The sequence below is a fragment of the Nocardia sp. CA-145437 genome (genome assembly GCF_050956485.1).
Taxonomy (GTDB): Bacteria; Actinomycetota; Actinomycetes; order Mycobacteriales; family Mycobacteriaceae; genus Nocardia.
In genome coordinates this window covers 972,754-993,686 of the sequence record NZ_CP191204.1, presented here as the reverse complement: position 1 = coordinate 993,686, position 20,933 = coordinate 972,754, and the positions used below count along the sequence as shown (strand labels likewise).

The 20,933-nt window shown below is 67.1% G+C and carries 18 protein-coding genes; 9 read left to right on the top strand and 9 right to left on the bottom strand.

All coding sequences use genetic code 11. From position 1 onward, the window contains the following. Positions 1-29: 29 nt before the first annotated feature. Positions 30-455 carry a hypothetical protein gene (locus ACQPYY_RS04355; protein ID WP_433592823.1) on the bottom strand — a complete coding sequence of 142 codons (426 nt, stop codon included), beginning with the start codon at positions 453-455 and terminating at the stop codon, positions 30-32. 324 nt (positions 456-779) lie between these two features. On the opposite strand from ACQPYY_RS04355, the gene ACQPYY_RS04350 reads away from it, so the two are divergent. From ACQPYY_RS04350 to ACQPYY_RS04310, 9 genes are all read left to right on the top strand, one after another. Then, positions 780-2,786 (top strand): serine/threonine-protein kinase, encoded by a 2,007-nt coding sequence (locus tag ACQPYY_RS04350; RefSeq protein WP_433592822.1) that lies wholly within the window; start codon positions 780-782, stop codon positions 2,784-2,786. Positions 2,787-2,872: 86 nt separating this feature from the next. Next, positions 2,873-4,459, top strand: coding sequence for a hypothetical protein (locus ACQPYY_RS04345; RefSeq protein WP_433592821.1), 1,587 nt, complete (start codon positions 2,873-2,875; stop codon positions 4,457-4,459). A gap of 19 nt (positions 4,460-4,478) precedes the next feature. Beyond that, positions 4,479-5,627: a hypothetical protein gene (locus ACQPYY_RS04340; protein WP_433592820.1), complete on the top strand. Its 1,149-nt coding sequence runs from the start codon at positions 4,479-4,481 to the stop codon at positions 5,625-5,627. Positions 5,628-5,677: 50 nt separating this feature from the next. After that, positions 5,678-5,986 carry a hypothetical protein gene (locus ACQPYY_RS04335; RefSeq protein WP_357285220.1) on the top strand — a complete coding sequence of 103 codons (309 nt, stop codon included), beginning with the start codon at positions 5,678-5,680 and terminating at the stop codon, positions 5,984-5,986. 3 nt (positions 5,987-5,989) lie between these two features. Beyond that, entirely contained in the window at positions 5,990-6,508 is a 519-nt protein-coding gene (locus tag ACQPYY_RS04330) for a YbaB/EbfC family nucleoid-associated protein (protein WP_357285218.1), read from the top strand. 83 nt (positions 6,509-6,591) lie between these two features. Next, positions 6,592-7,044, top strand: a complete 453-nt coding sequence (locus ACQPYY_RS04325; RefSeq protein ID WP_433592819.1) for a hypothetical protein — start codon at positions 6,592-6,594, stop codon at positions 7,042-7,044. A 176-nt stretch (positions 7,045-7,220) separates the two neighbouring features. Continuing rightward, on the top strand, positions 7,221-12,632 hold the full coding sequence (locus ACQPYY_RS04320) for a hypothetical protein (RefSeq protein ID WP_433592818.1): 5,412 nt from the start codon (positions 7,221-7,223) through the stop codon (positions 12,630-12,632). Positions 12,633-12,673: 41 nt separating this feature from the next. Continuing rightward, positions 12,674-13,360, top strand: a complete 687-nt coding sequence (locus ACQPYY_RS04315) for a hypothetical protein (protein ID WP_433592817.1) — start codon at positions 12,674-12,676, stop codon at positions 13,358-13,360. 84 nt (positions 13,361-13,444) lie between these two features. Beyond that, the gene (locus ACQPYY_RS04310) at positions 13,445-13,732 is read left to right on the top strand and encodes a hypothetical protein (RefSeq protein WP_433592816.1); all 288 of its coding nucleotides are present in this window, start codon (positions 13,445-13,447) and stop codon (positions 13,730-13,732) included. Between the two features lie 24 nt (positions 13,733-13,756). Here the strand turns inward: ACQPYY_RS04310 and ACQPYY_RS04305 are convergent, their stop codons facing one another. The 8 genes from ACQPYY_RS04305 to ACQPYY_RS04270 all read right to left on the bottom strand — a co-directional run bounded on the left by ACQPYY_RS04305 (position 13,757) and on the right by ACQPYY_RS04270 (position 20,908). Next, the gene (locus tag ACQPYY_RS04305) at positions 13,757-14,074 is read right to left on the bottom strand and encodes a PE family protein (RefSeq protein WP_433592815.1); all 318 of its coding nucleotides are present in this window, start codon (positions 14,072-14,074) and stop codon (positions 13,757-13,759) included. 91 nt (positions 14,075-14,165) lie between these two features. Then, positions 14,166-15,425: a hypothetical protein gene (locus ACQPYY_RS04300; protein ID WP_433592814.1), complete on the bottom strand. Its 1,260-nt coding sequence runs from the start codon at positions 15,423-15,425 to the stop codon at positions 14,166-14,168. Then, positions 15,422-15,739 (bottom strand): type VII secretion target, encoded by a 318-nt coding sequence (locus ACQPYY_RS04295; RefSeq protein ID WP_357089064.1) that lies wholly within the window; start codon positions 15,737-15,739, stop codon positions 15,422-15,424. Before ACQPYY_RS04295 ends, ACQPYY_RS04300 begins: the two co-directional genes overlap by 4 nt. Positions 15,740-15,919: 180 nt before the next feature. After that, positions 15,920-16,258: a hypothetical protein gene (locus ACQPYY_RS04290; RefSeq protein ID WP_379105124.1), complete on the bottom strand. Its 339-nt coding sequence runs from the start codon at positions 16,256-16,258 to the stop codon at positions 15,920-15,922. Next, positions 16,255-17,046 carry an ESX secretion-associated protein EspG gene (locus ACQPYY_RS04285; protein ID WP_433592813.1) on the bottom strand — a complete coding sequence of 264 codons (792 nt, stop codon included), beginning with the start codon at positions 17,044-17,046 and terminating at the stop codon, positions 16,255-16,257. Before ACQPYY_RS04285 ends, ACQPYY_RS04290 begins: the two co-directional genes overlap by 4 nt. 2 nt (positions 17,047-17,048) lie before the next feature. Further along, complete coding sequence (locus ACQPYY_RS04280) at positions 17,049-18,899, bottom strand: WXG100 family type VII secretion target (RefSeq protein ID WP_433592812.1); 1,851 nt, start codon at positions 18,897-18,899, stop codon at positions 17,049-17,051. A gap of 79 nt (positions 18,900-18,978) precedes the next feature. Further along, entirely contained in the window at positions 18,979-20,613 is a 1,635-nt protein-coding gene (locus tag ACQPYY_RS04275; protein WP_433592811.1) for a hypothetical protein, read from the bottom strand. 13 nt (positions 20,614-20,626) lie between these two features. After that, positions 20,627-20,908: a hypothetical protein gene (locus ACQPYY_RS04270; protein WP_379105116.1), complete on the bottom strand. Its 282-nt coding sequence runs from the start codon at positions 20,906-20,908 to the stop codon at positions 20,627-20,629. Between the last annotated feature and the right edge of the window lie 25 nt (positions 20,909-20,933).

Below are 20,933 nucleotides of genomic sequence, written 5' to 3'. Positions count from 1 at the left end.
TCCGATTGAAGGCCTGCGCCCTTCCCGAGTCACGTCTCGAATCCCGTTGACACCCAACCATGTAACTCACCGATCTGGAGCCACATGACGAGGAGGGCGATGACGTAGGCCAGGACGCTGGCCATACCGATCCAAACCAGTCCTCTACCTATCAGGTTCTTCTCGTCGATCGAGGGATCGCCTTTGACCAGGGTCAACAACGGGATGCGATACCCGCTGTTGTCTCCGCCGTCGGGCACGGTGAAGGCCGCGATCAGTAGCAGGATGTCCGCGATCTTCAGTAGCGAATGCTGATCAGCGGTGGACAAGGCCGCGGCGCACAGCAGAGGCGCGCAGACCACGAAAGCCGGCAGGCCGAGCGTCCAGAGGGTGAGCATGATCAGCCAGCCCGGGGCCAGCAGGCGGATGAGGACCAGACCGAAGACCAGCGGCAATTGCCATGAAACGATTGTCATCCCCACTCCCCTGACGTTGCGCACCCGAGCCTAGCGACCCGAGCGGCGAGTGGCCCGGCCCCGCAAATCGGCTGCGGCTTACTCGATCGCACGCCTTACCTCACCCAAGTGTGGCGACCGGGGCTTGCGACGCTGCCCCACTTCTCGAACGATGCGCGCAATCTCCTCCTTGTTTTAGTCGATCCGTCCTCGGCCGAGGCACATGACCTTGACCGATGTCGAGGAGCCGACGACATCACACCGGGCCGAATCGGCGCAGACAGTTGGTGACCCGATACCATTTGCAACGCGAATCAGGCAGTACGACGGGGGATGTGGGCGTTCGTGGACAAAGGGACTCCGTTCGGGCACTACCGGCTGCGCCGTCTGCTCGGCGAAGGTGGGATGGGGCAGGTTTACGAGGCGTTCGACACCCGTAGTGACCGGATCGTCGCGCTGAAGGTTCTGCCGCCGCACTCGGCTGCCGATCGTGAATTCCGGGAGCGGTTTCGACGTGAATCACGCGCGGCGGCGGGGTTGAACGACCCGCACGTGATTCCGATCCACCAGTACGGTGAAATCGACGGACGTATGTATCTGGACATGCGGCTGGTGCAGGGGCAAGGCGTGGATACTGTACTCGCCCAGCGTGGTTCGATGCCACCGGCGTTGGCGGTGTCGGTCGTAGGACAGGTCGCGGCTGCGTTGACTGCCGCGCATGCGAATGGGCTCGTGCACCGGGATGTGAAGCCCTCCAACATGTTGTTGTGCGCGGACGACTTCGTGTATCTCATCGACTTCGGTATCGCACGCTCCGCCGCCGAGGCTGGGTTGACCAGCACCGGCGCGGCGATCGGCACCTTCGCCTACATGTCCCCGGAACGCCTGGCAGGTGTGGCCGACATTCGGTCGGATGTGTATGCACTTGCGTGCGTCCTGCACGAATGCCTCACCGGCTCACAGCCTTTCCCCGGTGCCAGTCTGGAACAACAGATCACCGCGCACCTGACCAGCCCTCCGCCTCGGCCGAGCGTGGTCCGGCCGGACGTGCCGGCGGCGTTCGACGACGTCATCGCGCGGGGCATGTCCAAGGATCCCGCACAGAGGTATCAAACAGCGGCAGAGCTGGCGACAGCTGCCCGCAACGCCCTGGCTGTCTCTACCGACCTGAGGGCACCAACCGCGCCAACGCTCCAGGCACCGCGGCCCCCGGAACTGAATCACGCCGATGAGGATCGTTGGTGGGAACCCGAAACCGTTCTCGTCGAATCTGTTCCGGACTCGCGGCGCAGCGAGCGCACCGGCGAGACCACCGATGCGCCACCGGATAGTGGTAAGAAGAAGGTGCGGCGTGGCCGCATCCTGCTCAGCCTGGCTGTCGCCACCGCGGTGGCAGCACCGATCAGCTGGTACGCGACACGCCCAGAACCACCGCAGGACTACTCCCTGGCGCACCCACCGCAGGTCCCGACCTACAAGGTAGGGGAGATGCCGGAGTACGTGACCGTAGACGCGGCCACCCATACCGCCTTTGTCGGCAACAACAGACTCGGGCGAGTCTGGGCAGTAGACACGGTCTCCCATACCGTGACCGCGACCATCGATGTCGGGCAATCGAATGTGTGGGGAATGGCTCTCGATCCGGGCCTCCACACCCTCTTCACTCTGGGATCCGGGTTCATCACGATGATCGACACGGAGACCCGGACCGTCATCAATGGAATTGCCGTCAAGGATGCGTCGTTTCTCCAGGGAATAGCGGTCGACCCGGACACGCATACGCTCTACACCAGCAGCAGCGTGAGGATATTTGTGGTCGACGCCGTCGCTCGCACCGTCCGGTCATCCTTTCCCGTCCGCGACTATTCAGATCAGTTGGCCCTGGACGCAAACGCCCATACGCTGTACGCGGTCAATACGAAGAGCAATACCGTCTCCGCGATCGACACACCATCCCAGAAGGTCACAGCCACCATCAATGTCGGGAAGAGTCCCCGGCAGGTGGCAGCGGACCCCACCACCCACACCGCATACGTGACCAACTACGACGACGGAACGGTATCGGTGATCGACACGGCATCCCGCGCTGTCATCGCCACCATCAACCTCGCAGGGGATGCTGGTCACGGAGGACCTGAATCAGCCAAGGCAGTCACGTTCGACAAGGACACCCACACCGTCTACGTGACCTCCGGCAGCAGCACGGTTTCCGTGATCGACGGTCTGTCCCATGTGGTCATGTCCACCATCGGAGTCGGCGAATCGCCGTGTGACGCGGCAGTGGATCCGTCCACCCACACTCTCTACGTCATCAATAACCGCGGCAACTCGATGTCGGTGATCGAACGCTAGCTCCGACGCGGCTGATGCTCTCGTTGGCGTCGGGAGAGCTGGGCAATTAGGGTCGCAGGATCACATGGGGAGGGATGGGCGGAGTTATGAGCTATATGCGGAATGACGGCGTCATGGGTGAGGGCGGGGCGGGGGCCGCGGGTGCGGGGCGGGTCACCGGGGGGTTGTTGATCGCGGCGGCGGTGTTGGTGTTCGCGGTGTTGTGGGCGCCTGTGGCGAGCGTTCAGTTCGGTGGCCGGTCGTGGGAAACGTCGGTATGGGAGGGGAACGGGGGATCCGGGCTTGCCGACTGGTTCTCCGCTGTGCCGTATGTGCTGATCGGGCTCGTGGCGGGTGTGACGGGGATATTGCTCGTGGTGGGGGTGGGTGCTCGGCGCAGTGTGCTGTTCTGGGTGGCGGCCTTCGCGGGTGGGATGGTGCTGGCGATCTCGTCGGGGGACGTGATGGCTTATGCGCAGGGGTTCAAGGAGAACATCTCACCGGCGGCTGGATTCTGGGTGCTCGTGCTGGCGATGCTGGTTGCGATCGGGGGTCTGGTGAGTGGGCTGCGGGATGCGGTGGTTTCGAAAAGCGTTGCGCTGCAGGAGACCCAGGGGGCCGCCGGTGGGGCGGCGGACCGGGTGACGGGTGTGTTCTTGCTTGTCGCGGCCGTTGTCGAACTGGCGGGGTCGTTCAAGCCGGCGATCAGCGACAGCTCATACTTCAGGTCCATCTGGCGCACGAACTCGGACGGATCGGCGCCGCTGCTGCTGGTGCATTTCGTACTCATTCTGATCGTGGTGGTCGTGGTGGCGATTGCACTGCTCACGGGTGCGGGTGCGCGGAATCCGGCAGTGCGCGCGGCAGGTGCGGCCGCCGCCGCGCTCATATTCACGGACGAAATCAACGGGCTGATTTCCACCTTCACCATCATGGGGCTCAACTTCTGGGAATACCTGGGCATCGGTCTCGTCATGATGGTGCTGGCGCTGTTGCTGTCCTTCGCCGCGGCCGTGGCGGGGCTGGTGGCGCAGTCGGCGCGACCACGCGCGGCGGCCCAGCCTCGGGCGAGCTATGCACCGATGAACGCCGCGCCCAACCCGTTCGCGCCGGCGCCCCATCCCTTCGCCCCCGCTCCGGCGGCGAATCCCTTTGCGCCCGCCTCCTCAACGAATCCGTCCGCGCCTGCTCCGGCGGCGAATCCCTTCGCACCCGTTCCGCCGACGAATCCGTTCGCACCCACTCCCCCGGCTAATCCCTTCGCACGCGCGCAACCCGCGCCCGCGGTGGAGGCGACCGTCAAGATCGAGCCGACACCGGCTGCCGTGCTACCGCCGCGGATGGCGCGCGTCTATGACGGCAAGGATGCCGACGGGCGGCCTGTCGTGGATCGGCCCGCGGTGGAGGGGAATACGCGAACGGCCGTGCTGGCGTATCTGGAGTCGGCGCCGATCGTGTTGGCGGCACGGAGTTTCGAGCAGGATGAGTTCGCGCCTGGGGATCGGGATGTGCCGTTGAACTTCCGGACCGATGGGGTGTGGGTGTGGGCGGGGGCGGTGCCGCACTATCTGCACAAGCATGGACTGGCGCCGGAGCCGGAATTGGTGCGGCACATCGCGGATCGCGGGTTTCGGGTCGGTGAGATCGGCGACGCGGCTCAGCAGGCTGCTATTCAGGTGATCACCGGAAGCTGATTGGGTAACGAGGAACAGTGTGAGTCAAGACAATTCGACCGCCGAGTCGCCGGATGTCGGTTTCCGGATGGCTGCGGCAGTCGCGGCGCCCGAGTCGGGCAGCAGTACCGCTGAGCAGATGGCCGATCGGGTAGCCGACGAACTTCTTGCCCTGATCCCGGACGGGTTCGATCGGCTGGAAGCGGCCATCGCGATGACCGTCACGGATGAGGCCGCGCAGGTCATCGTGTCGGACGGACAGCGCATCGCGCAGGTGCCGCTGTCGAGGCGTGCGGTCGAATTGCTGCGGGAGGCTCGGCAGCTGGCGGCGGCGTCGGCCGAAGGGCCCTGGTGGCGGTTTCTCGCCGCTGTCACCACGACCGGCCCGGCACGGATCGAATACGACTACGGCGCTGAGCCTTTCCCCGAGCAGCAGCTGTTCCCACCCCAGGCGTACCTCGCCGACCTGCTGGAGTATCCGCGCGAGCGGCTGCCGATCTGGCTGGCGGCGTATATCGGACATGGTGATCGGCAGGCGCGGAATCCGAGTGCCGCCTTCGCGGCGGCGCAGGCCGACGCCACGGCGGTTCCGGCCGGAGAGGGACTTCCGCCGCTCCCAGTCCTGTGGGCGCGGTGGGCACTGATCTCCGCGGCGTTCGTGGCAGTGAAATCTCCACTCGGACCGCGAGTTACGAGCGCCCTCGGCTGGTTCGAGGGCCGAACTCGCAGCGGTTCGACGCTGCATCGGCTGCCGCACGGGCGGGCGGTGCTGTCCGGTGGCATCTGGAACGCACCGGAGCTGGATGCCGTGTACAACGGCGGCGCGGCGATGCCGCAGTTCTATCGGGGGGCTCCGGATTGGGTCGCGGATCCGGTGTTGAGCCCCAGGGCGGCAAACGGTTTGATGTCGTTCTGCTACTGGTGGGATGGAAACGCGTGGTATCGCGGTGAGTCCCCGGACGCGAACGGTGTGCAGGACGCGCTCCCCGGCGTATGGAATGACGATGCCGTCTACGACGTGCTGACACAGGTATTCGACGGCAATGCGTCGTCCTGGCTCACGGCGCTGATAGCCGCAGCCGATACCGGCACCGTGACGCGCACACTGCTGTCCCGCGCGCTGGTGGGCCCCGACATCGATCTCGACAGCGCCTATTTTCAACTGATCTTGGCAGGTGTCGCCGAGTAGTCGCGTATATGATCGCAACCTGATGGTCAGATGAACATTGGGGGTTCGACGTGAGCAAGGTAGAGGTCGAGATCGCCGGAATGCGTTCCGTAGCAGGTGGACTCGATGACGTGAACACCAAGGTCACCGACATTCTCAACGCGATCACCGCGGCCGCGGACGCTCATGAAGGCGTCTGGGGTCATGACGAATTCGGCGACCAGTTCGCCGAGGGCGAGAGTGGATACGACGCGCGCAAGCCCGGTCTGCTGGCCGCACTCGGGTCGAAGACGACGCTGCTGGCGCAGTACTCGAAGGGCTTGCGCGACGGCGCGACCAAGCTCGAAAACATGGATGAGGCCAACAAGAACGGCTTCTGATCGATGACGAACGAGGTCGCGAAAGCGCAGCTGGCCGATCTGGCCGAGATGGTGCAGGGCAGTTTCGCCGCCGTCGCACGGGCACAGCGGGACCGAGCCCGGCTGACAGCGAGCGCGCGTGCCGGTGGGCGACGGGTCACGGTCACCGTCAATGCCGACGGTGCCGTGATCAAGACCGAATTCTCCGATGACATCGACGAACTGACCTATTCCGAGATCGCCGCCGCCGTCACCGCGGCCGCGCAGGAAGCCGCCGTCCAGGTAAGGGAGAAGTCGCAGGAGATCCTGGCGGCATTGCAGGCCGAGAAGGCGAAGATGCCGACGCTGTCCGAGGTCTTCCCGCTCATGCCCGATATCCAGGCCATGATGCCCACTCCCCCTGAGGTTTCGATGGCGCCGCCGAATGCCGCCGAACGCCGGGAACCCGACGCCGACGCCGGGCCGCGATTCGAGAATGTCGAGGAGTTCGAGCACGATCCCAAGGCCCGGGCGCATTCGGATGCCGCGACACCCGGCTGGTGATCGACACCGGGCGAATGATCGGCCGGCGCCCGCCGATGCGATGATGTGGCTCGACCGCGCGGAAGATCCCGAAAGGCAGGCCAATGCTCTGGTTGAAAGAGTCGCCATCCTTCTTCCGGTTCCGCAACGGCACCATTCGCCTCGAGGAGCCCGAGCACGGCATCGTGGTCGGGCAGCGTTTGAACATCCGGACCGGTGCCTTCGAACCGGCGTCGGCGGATGATATCGACGCGGTTCTGAAACCTGGTGCGGATCTGGACTTCTCGGAGCTGACCGAAGAGCGGTTCATCCGCGCGACCGAAGAAGCGCGCAGCACGTATCTCCGCGGCGACGGCGCGATATTCGATATGTACCGCCAGGCGACAGATATATTCGAGCGTGCCGAGCGGGAACGGCGGCGACTCGCCTCCGAGGAGCGGGACCGGATCGCCGACCTCTACCGCACGACTTTCCGGACGTGGGAAGAGGAATTCGCGCGGCGAACCGCGGGCGAGGCTCCGACCTTCCGCTATACCTGGGTGGGCGACGCCCGGTAGTCTCGCGAGAATTGGACCGGCAGAAGCACTCTGGGTAGGGTGAATCGGAGAATCTTCCAATCCGGTTGGGAGCCCGGACCTTACGATCAGCTGCGAAGTGGAGCCGATGATTGTCCGGATGGACCTGGGTTGGAGACCACCTACCGAACTGGCTGATGGCGGCCCTCAACTTCGGAATGTCTTATCCGAAGGGCGATCAGGACGCACTCTTCGATCTGGGTGACGCCTGGAAGAAGGCCGCGGCCGACCTGGAAAAGCTCGAACCCGACCTGAGGGCCGTCACCGGCAGGCTGCCCCAGTTCTATGACAGCGACGGCGCGGTGAAAGTCAGCGCCGAGCTCGCGACGCTGTTCGACGGCAAGGACTATTCCATCCAGAAGCTGGTCGAATGCTTGAACCAGCTCGGCCACGATACGCGCGCCACCGCAACGGAAATCGAGTACGCCAAGATCCAGTCGGAGATCTTCGCGCTGCTCACGCTGTACACCGTGCTCCAGCTGAGCGCGACCCTGTTCGGCGAGGCGCTCGTACCGGAAGTGCTGCTCACCGCGCGCGGGACCCTGCGCATCTTCGCCGAAAAGGTCATGGAGCGGATCGGGCTGCTCCGAGCCCGGGCCGCCCTGGAAACCCTCGCCCAGCCGCTGCTTCGCGAGATCACGGTGCCGCTGGGCGAAAAGCTCGCCGCGCAGGCGGCGACGCGGCCGCTGCTCAACACCGCATTGAAGTACGGCGGAAAGTCCCTGGTCGCGGGTCTCGGCGCGGGCACGATGGGGGCCGGGTTGGATGCCGGTACGCAGTTCATCCAGATCCTGGAGGGCCACCGCGACGACGGCTTCAACCTCAAGCAGACCTTCCAGACCAGTCTCATGTGGGGCGTGGGCGGCGCCGTCGGCGCGCCGTTCCACGCGAAAGTGGGCGACCTGCTGAGGGATACGCGGCTCCCGTCGCGGCTGGGCGGAGCCATCGCCGGCGGCGTCGGCGGCGGCATGGGCGCCGTCGGCATGTACGGGACCGGACTCGCCACCCAGCTCTACGACAACGGTGGCGACTGGAGCAAGGTCGACAAGACCTTCCACACCGAGCTGTTGATCGGCGGCTTGGCCATGGGCGTCGGCGGCGGAGCGAACCATGGGGTGGAGAACGGCCACAGCGCTCCCAGCGACACCGCGACCACGGCGAGGCCCAGTCCCGACGGCAGTGCCCCGCATGCCCCCGCACCGGAGGTCCACTCCCCCGCGCCGGAGGTTCAGGTGGCGGGCGAGCAGCCCGGACGCGGTGCACCACACGATGTTCACCCCGCCGCGGCGTCCGAACAACCGGTCAGCCACGAACCGGCCGACGCCCGTACCGGGGAGCGAGCAGCGCCGGCTTCGGAAGCTCCGCGCAATGATCTCCAGACCAATGCGACTACAACGGGCGACGGAGGTTCGCGGAACAGCGACGCCGGCACGAAGCTCAATGATGCGGGACCGAAAGCCGGCGACTCGGGCCCGAAGACCGGCGATACGGGCCCGAAGCTGGGCGATACGAGCCCGAAGACCGGTGAGACCGGTACCAAGCTCGGCGAGACAACCGCCAAGCCGGCCGACACGGCCGCACCGCGGGCCGGCACTCCCGCACCACAAGCCGGTGAGGGGCCGCGCGCATCGACGGCGGCGACCGACCACCGCGGCAATGTCGCGGCGGGCGCCCAGGACAGAGCCGCGCCACTAGGCCGCACCCCCGAGGCCCGACCCGCGGAAGCCGCCTCCGAGACCCAAACACGGTCAACTCCAACGGAATCCGCCACGAAGCCGGAGCAGTCTCCGACGGGGAAACCGGTCGACCGCACCGACCCCACGGGCAAGTCACCCGAAACGGACCCATCGCGGAGGGATCCCGCGCCCGAAGGACAACGGCCCGAGGACTCCCTACCGGATCGGGCCGAGCAGACACCGAAAGAGCCTGACGCCCAGCACGAACCGCGACAGCAGCCGGCAACAGAGGTTCAGCGCGAGAACGAGCACCGAGACAGCGGACGCCCCGACAGCAGCGACCCGGCGCCGGAAGCTCCCGCACCCAGGGACTCCCCGGTACACGACGAAATCGCGCCCGCTCTCGTCGTGACAACGATGCCGGGTGAGCACGAGGCCAGGACGCATTCCCCTGACGCGGCGAAGCACGACGCTCGCGACGGCGCGCGGGCCCGCGGCCACGAGAACTCGAAAACCACTGACGCGCAGGATTCGCACACACCGGCAGACCCGTCGAAACCTGATCCAGCAGAGGGTGATTGGTCGAAGCGTCCCGAAGACGAGTGGTCGAACCGGGACAGCAACCAGGTCGCGGACGAACTGGCGAAGCGGTGGGACCTCGAAGTGTCGGGGTTCGACCATCCACTGCTCGACCCCGAGGTGGCGCGCGAGTTCGCCCGCGCTATCGACGAGATGCTGACCCGCTACCCGGACGTGGATCTGCGCAAGGTGTCGATCGACTCGATCGGCGACCCCGGCACCTACGCCGCGACGTACGAAGGGCACAGCCCGTCGGGCCGCATGTACACCGACGAGGTGGTCCTGGACCGGGACTACGCACTCGATCCCGAACGGATGGCCCGCGAGATCGCGGAAGACGAGGCGGACGGCCATCTGGTTCCCGGATCGGCCGACCGCCCGATCCACTCGACCCTGGTGCACGAGTTCGGCCATGTGCTCGCCATCGAGTCCCAGGAACACGCCGAGCTGACCGCCTACAAGGCTCTGGCGGACCATTTCGAGGCCACCCGCGGCGGGATGGACAAGGACGCCTTCCACGAATGGCTGGATCAGCTCAGCGGCTACAGCTTCGACGAGAACGGCAGATTCGACGGCCCCGAAGCGGTGGCCGAGGCGTTCACCGACGTCGAGTATCACGGTGAAGGCGCTACCGAGCCCGCCCGGGTCCTGTACCACCACCTCCTCGACAGCGCCCGCGACCACGGCAGCACCCCGGACGGCTTCTCGCATCGTCCCGACGACGCGGGCCAGGACCCGCGTGCACGAAAGGGGAAGTCTCCCGGTTCATCCGAGCCGAACGGCGAACACGAGGGCCGCGCCACCGCGCCCGAATCGCCCGAAGCCGGCGGCCCCTCCGCACCCGATGTCGAGAGCTACCTGGAGCAGCCTCGGGTGTCGGCCGCCTTGGACCGCGCGGACGAACTCGGCATCACCACCTCGATCGACGGTGTCGACACGCCGGTCAGCGCCGTCATCCGGGATCTGCTCCCCCAGCATCCCGAGCTGGCCGACATGCTCCGGAGCAACGAGCACCTCGAACGCTCGCTGCTGGAACGCCCGAAAACACTGGCGTCACTGCTCACCCACCCCGATGGCCTGCCGGTCCTGCACGATGCCGTCAAGGCGGTCGCGGAGCGCGGACCGGAATCGGCGCTGGCGGAACCGGTTCACATCGAGCCGACCCCGCTGACCCCGGCGGAGCGGGCGATGTCGCACGAGATCCGGGACGCGATCGGCGACGTGCCCGAATCGAGCCGCAGGCAGCCCGAATTCGACTACGGCAGAATCGACGACCCGGAATACCAGCGCGAGTTCCTGCGGAAGCAGTACGACATCTGGCGGGCGTCGCAGGACGCGCTCAATGACGTCGTCCGGGACATCGCGCAGGAGACCGAGGGCACGCCCGGTTGGCGCGACGCCCCGAAGGACGAGACCCGCGCCTGGGACAAGATCAAAGGCTACGACGGCGACGTCTCCCGCTTGACCGACCTGGTCGGCGCGAAGATCGTCTTCGACCAGGTCTCCGACGCCTACCGCGCGCTCGAGATGATCGAGAACGATCCCCGGGTGCGGATCGTCGAATTCGAGGACCGCTTCGACCACCCCACGCCCTCCGGCTACCGCGACCTGCAGATGAAAGTCCAGTTGGAGAACGGCCACATCGCCGAACTTCGCCTGCATCTGAGCCACATCGACGCCGTCGCCAGCTACGAACACGCGCTCTACGAGGTGCAACGCGACTTCAAGGCCCTGGCCAAGGACGAGAACCGCGCCATGCACCCGGAGGAGGCGGCGCTCAGCACCGAACTCAAACGCACTGTGAGCGGCCGATTCTGGGAGGCGACGCAGCAGGGGCTACCGGAAGAGCACGCGCCGACGAGACAGGAACCCCCGGAAAGACGGGCCAGGGCCCGCGGCGGCATCCCTGACGAACCTCGAGACCCCGGTTCGACGCCCGCCGACCCGAACCGGCCCGAACCGCCGATCGGCGAACAGCTGCGTGACAGCGGCCAGCTGACACCGGAACTTCGCGACGGCTTCGATAACCTGCGCAGCCTGGCAGCGGAAATCGATCGCGCCGACGCCGATCCCGCCCGAGCCGACGAATCGACGAACCTTCGTGAGCGATTCGCGGAACAATTCGACGGTCTCGGTCTGCGCGACGCCGAGAACAGCGGTGCCATGTGGCAGCTGTTCGACCAACACGACCAGGCGCTGTCCACCTACCTCGCGGAATACGCGCGTGATTTCCTGCCTCTCGCGGAGCAAGCCCCTCCCGGCCACGAGCAGCTGAGAGATCGATTCGAGCAGGTCCGCGCGCACGTCAACGACATCTTCGCGGCCACCAACGATCCGGCCCGAGCTCACGAATTGCCCGGACTACGTGCGAAATTCGGTGAACTCGCCGACAGCATCGGCCTGCGCGAGCAGGACCACCGGGGCCCGGCGTGGCAGTCGTTCACCGAGCACGACGCGGCGCTCGCCGAGTATGTGGAGCAGAATCACGACCATCTGCTGCCCCGTCCCGAGGATGTCAACCCGCCCGCTCCCGAGCCGATCAAGCCGCTCCCGGGATACCAAGGGAACTTCCACCAGGACGCCCAAGACATTGTGAGCGCGCTCGAGAACGCGGGGCGTCCCGACCTGGCGCAGAAGTTCACGGACCTGGTGAACCGCGAAGTCGACGGCGGCAATGTGGGAGGGCTCGAGGATTGGATGGGAGAGACCGCCCCGCGCGCCCGAGCCAGCGATATGGACCAGGTACTCGACAAGGCCGCCGAGCTCACCGAACTCGACCGATTGGCCCGCGAGATCGAGGGCCACCCGGAGCTGAGCGTCCGGTTCAATCCCGGTGTATCCGGGGACAAGTCGTTCGACATCCTCGTCGAACGCACCGCGAACAATGGGTCGACGACGGTCGAGCGACGGGTCGAGATCGAACGGATGAAACATCTGCCCGAGCAGGCGACGAGCATGCACGGCGCCGCACTGCACGGCGCGGACAAGGCCGTAGCGCCGGTGCCGGACCGGATACCGTCCGCCGAGACCACGGTGGTCATGCCCGAGAGCCCACCGGAAGGTCGCGTCCAGCCGCTGGGCGGCGGCAACGAACGGAGGTTCGGCGCGAACGGATGGGACTATGAAATCGTCGACCCGAACGGCAATGTCCGCAAGACGGGCAACCTCCTCGACGAGCTGGCCAAGAGTTTCACCGTCAACAAGAAATTGCACCCGAACCTGGCGAACCTCGATGCCGTTCGCTTCGTGGACGAGAATGGCAACCTGCTGGGACAGATCGTCCGAGACGGTGAGGGATGGAGAAAGGTTCAGTGATCGGATTCAGCGAGTATCGGCCGCATGGTGAGAGTTTGACCTTGACGCGCAGCTTTCCGGTGGACGTCGAGAGCTCCGAGGCGTTGTTCGCGGATGCGCTGCGCGTGCGCGACCATCTGGCGAATGTCGTGCGCCCCACGGGCTTCGATCTGTGGTTCACCTGCGCGATCGAAGGCACCTACATCAATGTGGACGACCCGCGGCCCTCCGACCAGTACTGGGAAGTCCTGCGGACGGATACGCCGCTGCCGCAGGGCGACGGCCCGCAACCGGCTGTCGTCACACGGTTTCCGGTCCTCACCGATCCGGACCTGATCAGCACCTACCGGCAGGCGCTGAATACGATCACTTGCCCGCCAGGGTTTTTCGTGATGTTCGAGAGCATCGCCCCGCTGGGTGCGACCACCCGCTTCGTACGGACCGACGAAGCGCCGAGCTCGGACGTTCTCCCGGTCACCTTGTGGGACGACACCCTGAACCTCCCCGTCACCACCGGGGCGGACGGAACCACATGGCTCGGCCCGCTCCCCGACGCGGCCCCCTACCTGCCACCGGTCACCTTCAGGATCTGGTTCGACAGCATCCTGGTCCTCACACTCGATGTGCACTGGGGACGGTGGCTCGAAGCGGGGAGCGCGGAGCACGCGCTGCTCCAGGCGGCACTGGACGCACTGCTCGCCGACGACTGGCAGCTGACCTCCGGCGAGCCCCGGCACTTCGAACTCTGAGATCCCGGAACGCGAGCCGGGCACACCGCGGGTATCGGGCAGCTCGATACGATGGCCCGGACGCCGAAGCAGAAGGAGACGGACGTGCGGCATGGCCGTCCCAGCCAGGAACAACTGAAGCTGAACTTCGAGAGCATGCTGGCGCGCGCGCTGGCCGGACAGGGGCTGCGCAGCTCGACCGGGCTCGACGAGGAGACCCGCACCGCACTCCGAGCTGTCGCCCGCGCCCATCCGAATGCCACCGATGACCTCGTGGAGGCCGCGCGCCAAGCCTTCGTCGGCCAGCTGGACGGCAGCAACGCCGCCCGGTGGCACGCGCAGGCGGACCAGATGCTGAGCGAGATGGAGTCTCGCTCACGCGAATCGGAGTGATCCCGCGGTCTCCACCGCGATCGGTCAGAGGTTCGTGAAGTCGGTCGAGTTGTCGGTTTCGACCTTGCCGAAGGTGGCGGCCTGCTGCCGCACGACGGCGGCCAGCTTGCGCAATTCGTCGATGCCGCCGCCACTCTGGTCCACGAAGGACGCGCCGACGGCGCTGAGGGTCTCGGCGGCCGACAGCGACACCTTGTCCGAGCCCGCGGCGGGCACGGCCAGGGCCGAAGCGTCCGCACCGAGCGCGGCCTCCAGACGATCGGCCACGGCTTCCAGGTCAGCGGCGGCGGCCAGCACCGTGTCCGCGTCGAAACGCACACCGCCCAAGTTGAATTCGCTCATCGTCCCTCCCTTTCGCCGCGAATCCTACCGTGTCGCACCGACGGACACCGAGCCGGTTTCCGCGGTGTCGATCACCGGTCCGCGCTGTGGATCACTGTGCCGGACGCGGGCCGTTGGTGCCGACCGCGCCGATCACCGGCACGCCCGTGTAGCCCAGCTCGCCCACGACCTCGTCGCCGTGTTCACCGGTGACCAGGTTGGTGCGCACTTCCTCGTCGGCGTCGCCGGCCAGCCCGGCGCCCGCGCCCGCGGCGCCCATCGGCGGCGGCACCATGCCTCCGCCCATACCGGCGCCGCCGGCACCGGGCACCGGGGCGGGTACGGCGACCGGCGGGGTGGTGGTCGCGCTCATGGTCCGGGGGCTGGTCTGGCCCAGGGGGGCCGCGCCCGCGCCGCCGCCCAGGCCACCGATCGGCATGAGCCCGCCGCCGCCACCGAGTCCGCCCGGACCCGGCTGCGTGGTCTTCGGTTCGGTCTCCGGCGCCGACTGCACGGTCGAGGGCTGACTGATCGACTGCAACTGCTGCAGGGTCTGCGCGCCCTGCCCCGCGACGCTGCTCAACGGCGCGATCGCGCTCAACAGCTGGGTGACCTGCGAGAGCGAGTCCACGCCCTTCGGCGCGTCGGTGACCTTCACCTTGTGCCCGGCGGTGGTCATGTTCGCGCTGTGCACCGTCATCTCGGTGCGGGTCTTGGCCACCACCGCGGTGGCCTCGGCGGCCGTCTCACTCGCCAGCGACAGCAGGAACGCCTGGCCCGGCGGGGTGGCGATGAACGGGGCGGCCAGGGTGACGCCCGTGACGAACTTGGTGATGACGGCCGACATCATCGCGCTACCCACGGCCACCGAGCCCGCGGCACCGGCCATGACGGTCTTCTGGTGCCCGTTCTGGGTTTCCAGTTCCAGCGCATTGGTCTGCGCGGCCGCGCCCTTCTCGGCAGCGCCCGCCGCACCCGAACCCTCCCAGGAGTTCGAATTGGCCAGCGACATCACCGACTGCGCGATCGACATCACCTGCTGCAATGCCGAGGAGACACCCGAGAGCATCTGCGACGCGTCCAGGCCCTGACCCAATTGGCCGGTGCCGAAGGTGGAGGCCAGATCGGTGAGCGGCTTGGTGAGCGCGGTCAGATCCAGGGTCGGCAGCGGCGGCATGTCCGGCATCGGGGGCAGCGCCGGAATCTGCGGCAGCGCGGGCAAACCCAGCGTCGACAGCACCTCGGCGACCGGCGAGTCCAGCAGCGGCGCGAAAGCGGTGTCGCGCAGGGCATCCGCCACCGACTGCCCGCTCGCCACCGTGGGAGCGGCCTGCGCGGCTCCCGTCGAACCCTGGTCGAAGGGCGTACTCACAGGTCCCGCGATAGCGACAGGAAGTCGACGCCCGCGGCGCCGTCGACGGCCTCGTAGGACGCCGCGGCCTCGTGCGCGGTGACCGCGGTCCCGGCGTGCACGGCCGCCAGCTCCGCCACCGACGACAGGTGATTGCCCTGCGCGCCCGCGTAACTCAGCAGGAAGTCCTGGCCGATGAGGCCGAAAACCGGTACCAGTGCGGCGACCGTGGCGACCTGGTCGACCGCGGCGGCGCTCGCCACCGCGGTGGCCATGGCGGCCGAAGCATCGCCGTAAGCGCGAATCGCGTCCGGAGTGGCAACGAGATGGCTCATGAGACCCCCATCAGGAAGATCATTTCGGTTCGAACTATACAGAGCGGTGAATCGCCCGGCATAACGAAGAGTTCACTAATTGACCAACGGCCCGGTGAACACCGGGTATTCCCCAGGTGATCGAGGGTGCGGCGGATCAACTTGCCGCACTGTATATTTCACACGCGTATTCACACATGCTCAGATCGGGCGCAGCCAGCTGTCGGGTTCGGTCTCATAGTCCTGCTCCTCGACGTACTCCTGCCTGGTCACATCGTCGGTGGTCGGCAAGCCGGTCAGCGCCAGCAGTTCCGGGGACAGCCCGGCGGCCCGCAGCTGGGCACGTCGCTCGACACCGGCGCGGGCCGCGGACTGCTTGCACAGGCGCAGAATCTCCGAGGCCAGCAGCTCCGGGTCCTGGCGCAGGCGGTCCCGTTCCACCGAAACCGCCCGGGGCAGGCCCTGTTCGGTGGTGGTGACCACGATCGCACCGGTCCGGGAGGACAGCGTGAACTCGCTCGGGAATTCGTCTGCGGTCATCGGTTCGTCTCCCATTCGTCGGCGACCGCCAGGACCACTTCGGCGATCCGGGTGTTCACTTCGGTCACCACGCGGCGGTGATCGGCGGCCATCGCCACGGGTGGATGGTCGGCGGTGATCAGATAGCGGCCGTCCTCGGCGAGGTCGCGCCATTGCAGATGGTGCCGGGTGATGCCGCGTGGGCCGAAACGCGAACGGCCTTGCACCACATCGATGGTGCCCGCGGTCGAGGCGGTGATCGCCAGGAACTCCGCGGCACGGTCCACCACGCCGCCCTCCAGCGTCTCGTGCGCCGGGGACAGGCCGAAACCGTAGTCGGTGTCCACCACGTCCTCGGCCTCGGCGAGCACGCGATCGCCGCTACGGCCCGCCGGCGCCTCCGGCAGCAGGCGCACCACCTGCTCGGCCAGCTCGTTGGCCCAGAACTCGGTGATGGTGAATCCCGAGACAGGCCCGGCGGTTTCGCCAGGATGCTGCATCAGCAAGTAGCCCGCGTCGCCCGAACGCACCCCCATCACCCGAAGGCTGGACTCCGGTACGACCCGGTCGCCCAGATCCCAGCCGCGCAGCTCGATCCGGACATCCGGGGTGTGCAGCGCGCGCAGCACCTCGGCCAGATCCTGGTCGTGGCGATCACGCAGACTGTCGCGCGCGTGAATCTTGCTGTCCTGGAAAGCACTCCACAACGGCGCGCGGCTGGTGAAGAACATCGGCTCGGGCAGATGCTCCTCGCCGAGCTCCTCCCACAGCACGAGGAACTCCAGATCGGTGAAAGACCAGGATCGCACCGTCAGCCCTCGACCACCGGCTTGGCCACCACCGGCGCGGTGCCCATCGCCTCGTCCAGATACTCTGAGGAATCCAGGAATTCGGGGCGCTTGTGGTCCTTGCCGCCCTGACCCTGACCGCCGGCGCCGTGCCCCATCGGGCCCATACCGCCACCGCCGCCCATACCGCCCATGCCGGTGGAGCCCGCCGCGACGCCCGCGCGGGCCACGCCCATCGAGGTCGATTCCGCGGTTTCGGCCAGCGCGGCACGCGGGAACAGGCGCGAGGTCTCGAGCATCGGCTTGGGCGCCCCGCCACCACCGCCGCCACCGCCTCCGCCGCCACCACCCAGGCCCTTCTTCAGATCTTCGAGGTTGGGCATGCCCGCCAGCGGGGAGTCCTTCAGCTTGTCCTTCAGTTCCTGCTGCTGCTTCTTCTGCTGCTCGGTGGTCTGCAGGCTCGTGAGGCCCTGCATGCCCTGCTGCAGCGCGCTCGACAGCTGCGACATGCCCTGACTGGACTGGCCGGAGTTCGAATTCGGGTTGGTCCCGGACGGATTCCCTTGCGGATTGGTGCCGTTGGGATTGGTGCCGTTCGGGTTCGTCCCATTCGGGTTGGTGCCGTTGGGGTTCGTGCCGTTCGGATCGATTCCGTTGGGGTTCGTCCCATTCGGATCGATTCCGTTGGGGCTCGTGCCCTTGGGGTTCGTGCCGTTGGGGTCGACACCGTTCGGGTTGATCTTGTTGTTCGGCATGTTGCCGAGATTCGGCATGCTCGCGCCGCCTGCACGGTTCTGCCCGCCGCCGTTACCGCCGCTCCGGCCGTCGCCACCACCGTTGTTCGACCGCCCGCCCGGGCCATCGAGGTGGGGTTTGGGGGCGGTGGGATCGGTCAGCCGCGGGACGGCCTGACCCGCGCCGGTCAGCCCGGGCACATACCAGTGCTGAAAGGCCAGCTGCGCGGCCTTGATCATGTTCTCCATGCGCTGGTAGTGGTCGTAATCGAAGTCGGTCGGCTTGTTGCGGGGCATCATGACCTTGGTGTTCTCCAGCCAACCCGACACGTACTTCAGGTTTTCCGCCATCGAACGCAGGTTGTCGGTGAGGTCGGTCGCCTGCTTCTTGAAGGTGTTGGCGGCGTCCACCGCGCTCTGCGCGCCCGCACTCGACCAGTCCTTGTCGTCCACCATCTTGGTGAGTTGCTTGGTCAGCGCGTCGAAGCTGTCGTCGACCTTCTTGGCGACCTTCGCCCAGGTGGCACTGAAATTCGCCACCGTCTGCGGGTCCATGCCCGCGCCCGCCTCATAGAACCAGTCGAGGTCATGGTGCGCGTAAGGGTTCTCCGGATCGATCGCTTCGTAGTGCCCCTGCTCATGGGCGACCTTGTACAGGCCCTCATTGCCCTTCGCGTGCTGGTCGATGCGCGGCGCGGAGTCTCCACCGAGGTCGAAGATCTTGCCGTGGTCCAGGGACGGTTTGGCCGGGTCGGTGTCCTTGGCGTCGGCAGCCTTCTTCAACTGGTCGAACTTCGTCTTGGAGTCCACCTCGGCGACGTCGTAGGTCTTGTCGGCCTGAATCATGGTGTCGGCCATGCCGTTCACCAGCTCGATGTAACGATCCAGGATCGGGCCGAGCGCCAAACCCTGCTCGTTGAAACGCTTCTTGAGAATCAGGACCTGATAGAGATGCTCGTTGTCACTGAAGCCCTTGTGCGTGGTGAGAATATCCTGATAACTCTTGGCATAGATCAGCGCGTTCGCCGCGATGGCGGCCAGTCTCGCGCCCTCGCGCGCGGCTCCCGGTTTCAGCTCGAGATTGCCCGCGTGCGCCTGCTGCGCCAGGCCGGGCCAGGGATTCCTGCCGTCCTCACTCACGTCCCACTCCTAATCTCGCGCGACACTCCGACGATACGGCCAGATCTCACCGATACTCCACTCGTCGGCCGCGATCCCACTACGAATGCCGTTGGCGGAAGCGCTGTTCGAAACCGGACAGGTAGACCGACGGCGGCGTGCTGGAGGTGGCCGCCTCCACCACGCCGTCATCAGCGACATAGAAGAGCGCGCGATCCAGCACGACCTCCTCCGGCTCCACCGGAACGTACACCAGCCAGCCGACCGTAAGCCGTTCCACGCGTTGGCGATCGGGCGGGAATGCGGCGGGGTCGATGCCCTCGGTGTCGAGGTGGTGGCGCACGATCTCGAGGGCCTCGGACTGCGGAATCGGCTCCGGGCCCAGCCGGGCCACGCCCGCCAGCGCCAGCTGGTAGTGCACGGCGTCCAGATCGGCGGCGTCGCCGAAGACTTCGTACAACTGGGCGTGAGTGACATCACGGCGCTGCGCGCCATCGACGAAACTCGTGACGGCCGAACGCAATTCCTCTGACGGATGCTCGGTGAGCAGGTCGCAGATCACATCGGCGACGGTGCCGGCGGTCCAGATGCCGGGCACAGCGACCGCGACATCGGCGGCCGACGGGGACTCGCCGCGATACCAGCGGCCGCGCTCCCACCAGTAGCAGAAGCTCAGCAGGCCGCCGCCCGCACGAGTGTTCAGCACCGGGTTCGCCACCCACTCGGGCGCGCCCGCGTACAGGCGCGGGAGCGGCGTCTTGCTGTTGTAGGCGACATCCAGTTCCGGCGCGTTCCAGACACCGCCGGACAGCACCGCGCGGCCGCCGGGCAGCTCGTACAGGGAGGAACCGGAGCGGCGGGCACCCTCGAACCAGCCGAAGGACGGCAGGACCCGCGGGCCCCACTCCGAGCCGACCGCCACGAACGCGGCGGCGATGGCCGCCCAGCGCGACCACAACAAGGGGAACGGCGGGAAGTCGTCCTCGGAAACCACCGGGAGATAACCGGATTCGCGATCCGCGCGGCCCTGCTCCGCCGCCTGACGCGGGGAACGGGACTGGCGGTTGCCGTGACCGACATAGGCGGCCAGCCAGGTCGGGAGGGACTCGCGCGGGGTGGCCTCCAGGTCGGCCAGGTATTCCTGCGGGGAGAACAGCTGGTCGTCCGGGAACGGGTCGTCGCCGTAGTCGTGGTCGACGCTCAGCGCGCCCTCGGACGTGAGGTCCAGTTCCAGTCGCCACCAGGGGTCGCCGAGTTCGGCGGAGAGGAGGCGATGGGCGGCCACCAGGGTCATGATCGTGTCGGTCGCGGGCACCAGGGCCTGGCGCTCGTCGTCGTCCGCGTACAGGATGCGGGAGCGCCGGCCGGAGGCGGCCAGGGCGAAGGCGGCGCGGACCTGGGTCCAGCCCTCGGGGGCCAGCTCCTGCAGTTCGGCGGCTATACGGTGGGCGAGGCGGCGGGCGCGCTCGGGAACGTCGAGTTCCTCGGCGGCCATGCTGAAGCCGACATCGGGGCTGGGTTCCGTGGGGACATCCGGGGTTTCGTTCGGGTCCGAGGAAGGATCCTCGCCCAGGACCGCGGACAGGGGGTGGATCTGCGGGCTGTCGTAATCGACGGCCTTTTCGATCCCGAAGGCGGGTGCGGCCGAATCGGGCGCGACCGCGACAGATTCGGGCTGCTGATCGGAATCCGGTGTGCCGGATCGGTTTTCACTGAACTCGCGAGATACGGTCACGCGGGGATCGTCGCTAACTGTCCGACGCGGGCTTGCGCTCGGCGAACCGGCGCTCCAGGTCCGCGCGCCAGCGGGCGGCATTGCTGCCGTCGAGCTGGCCGGCGAAGGACTCGCGGGCGGCGGTCACCAGGTCCTCCGTCGCGTTCGGGTACGCCTCCGCGATCGCCCACAGGGCGTTCTCGGTCGGCGAATCCAGACCGGACGCGGTCCGCACACCACGCCCCTCCCGCACATCGGCCAGGATCGTGTCGAAATTCCGCCGCAGCTGCTCTTCGCTCGGGCGTTCACCGCGCACGTCGAACCTCCTCATCCGTTCCGAA

Coding starts and splice junctions, on each gene's coding strand:
- ACQPYY_RS04305 (WP_433592815.1), bottom strand. CDS start 14,074: ATGAGCGAATTCAACTTGGGCGGTGTGCGTTTCGACGCGGACACGGTG.
- ACQPYY_RS04325 (WP_433592819.1), top strand. CDS start 6,592: ATGCTCTGGTTGAAAGAGTCGCCATCCTTCTTCCGGTTCCGCAACGGC.
- ACQPYY_RS04345 (WP_433592821.1), top strand. CDS start 2,873: ATGAGCTATATGCGGAATGACGGCGTCATGGGTGAGGGCGGGGCGGGG.
- ACQPYY_RS04330 (WP_357285218.1), top strand. CDS start 5,990: ATGACGAACGAGGTCGCGAAAGCGCAGCTGGCCGATCTGGCCGAGATG.
- ACQPYY_RS04320 (WP_433592818.1), top strand. CDS start 7,221: ATGTCTTATCCGAAGGGCGATCAGGACGCACTCTTCGATCTGGGTGAC.
- ACQPYY_RS04290 (WP_379105124.1), bottom strand. CDS start 16,258: ATGACCGCAGACGAATTCCCGAGCGAGTTCACGCTGTCCTCCCGGACC.
- ACQPYY_RS04295 (WP_357089064.1), bottom strand. CDS start 15,739: ATGAGCCATCTCGTTGCCACTCCGGACGCGATTCGCGCTTACGGCGAT.
- ACQPYY_RS04355 (WP_433592823.1), bottom strand. CDS start 455: ATGACAATCGTTTCATGGCAATTGCCGCTGGTCTTCGGTCTGGTCCTC.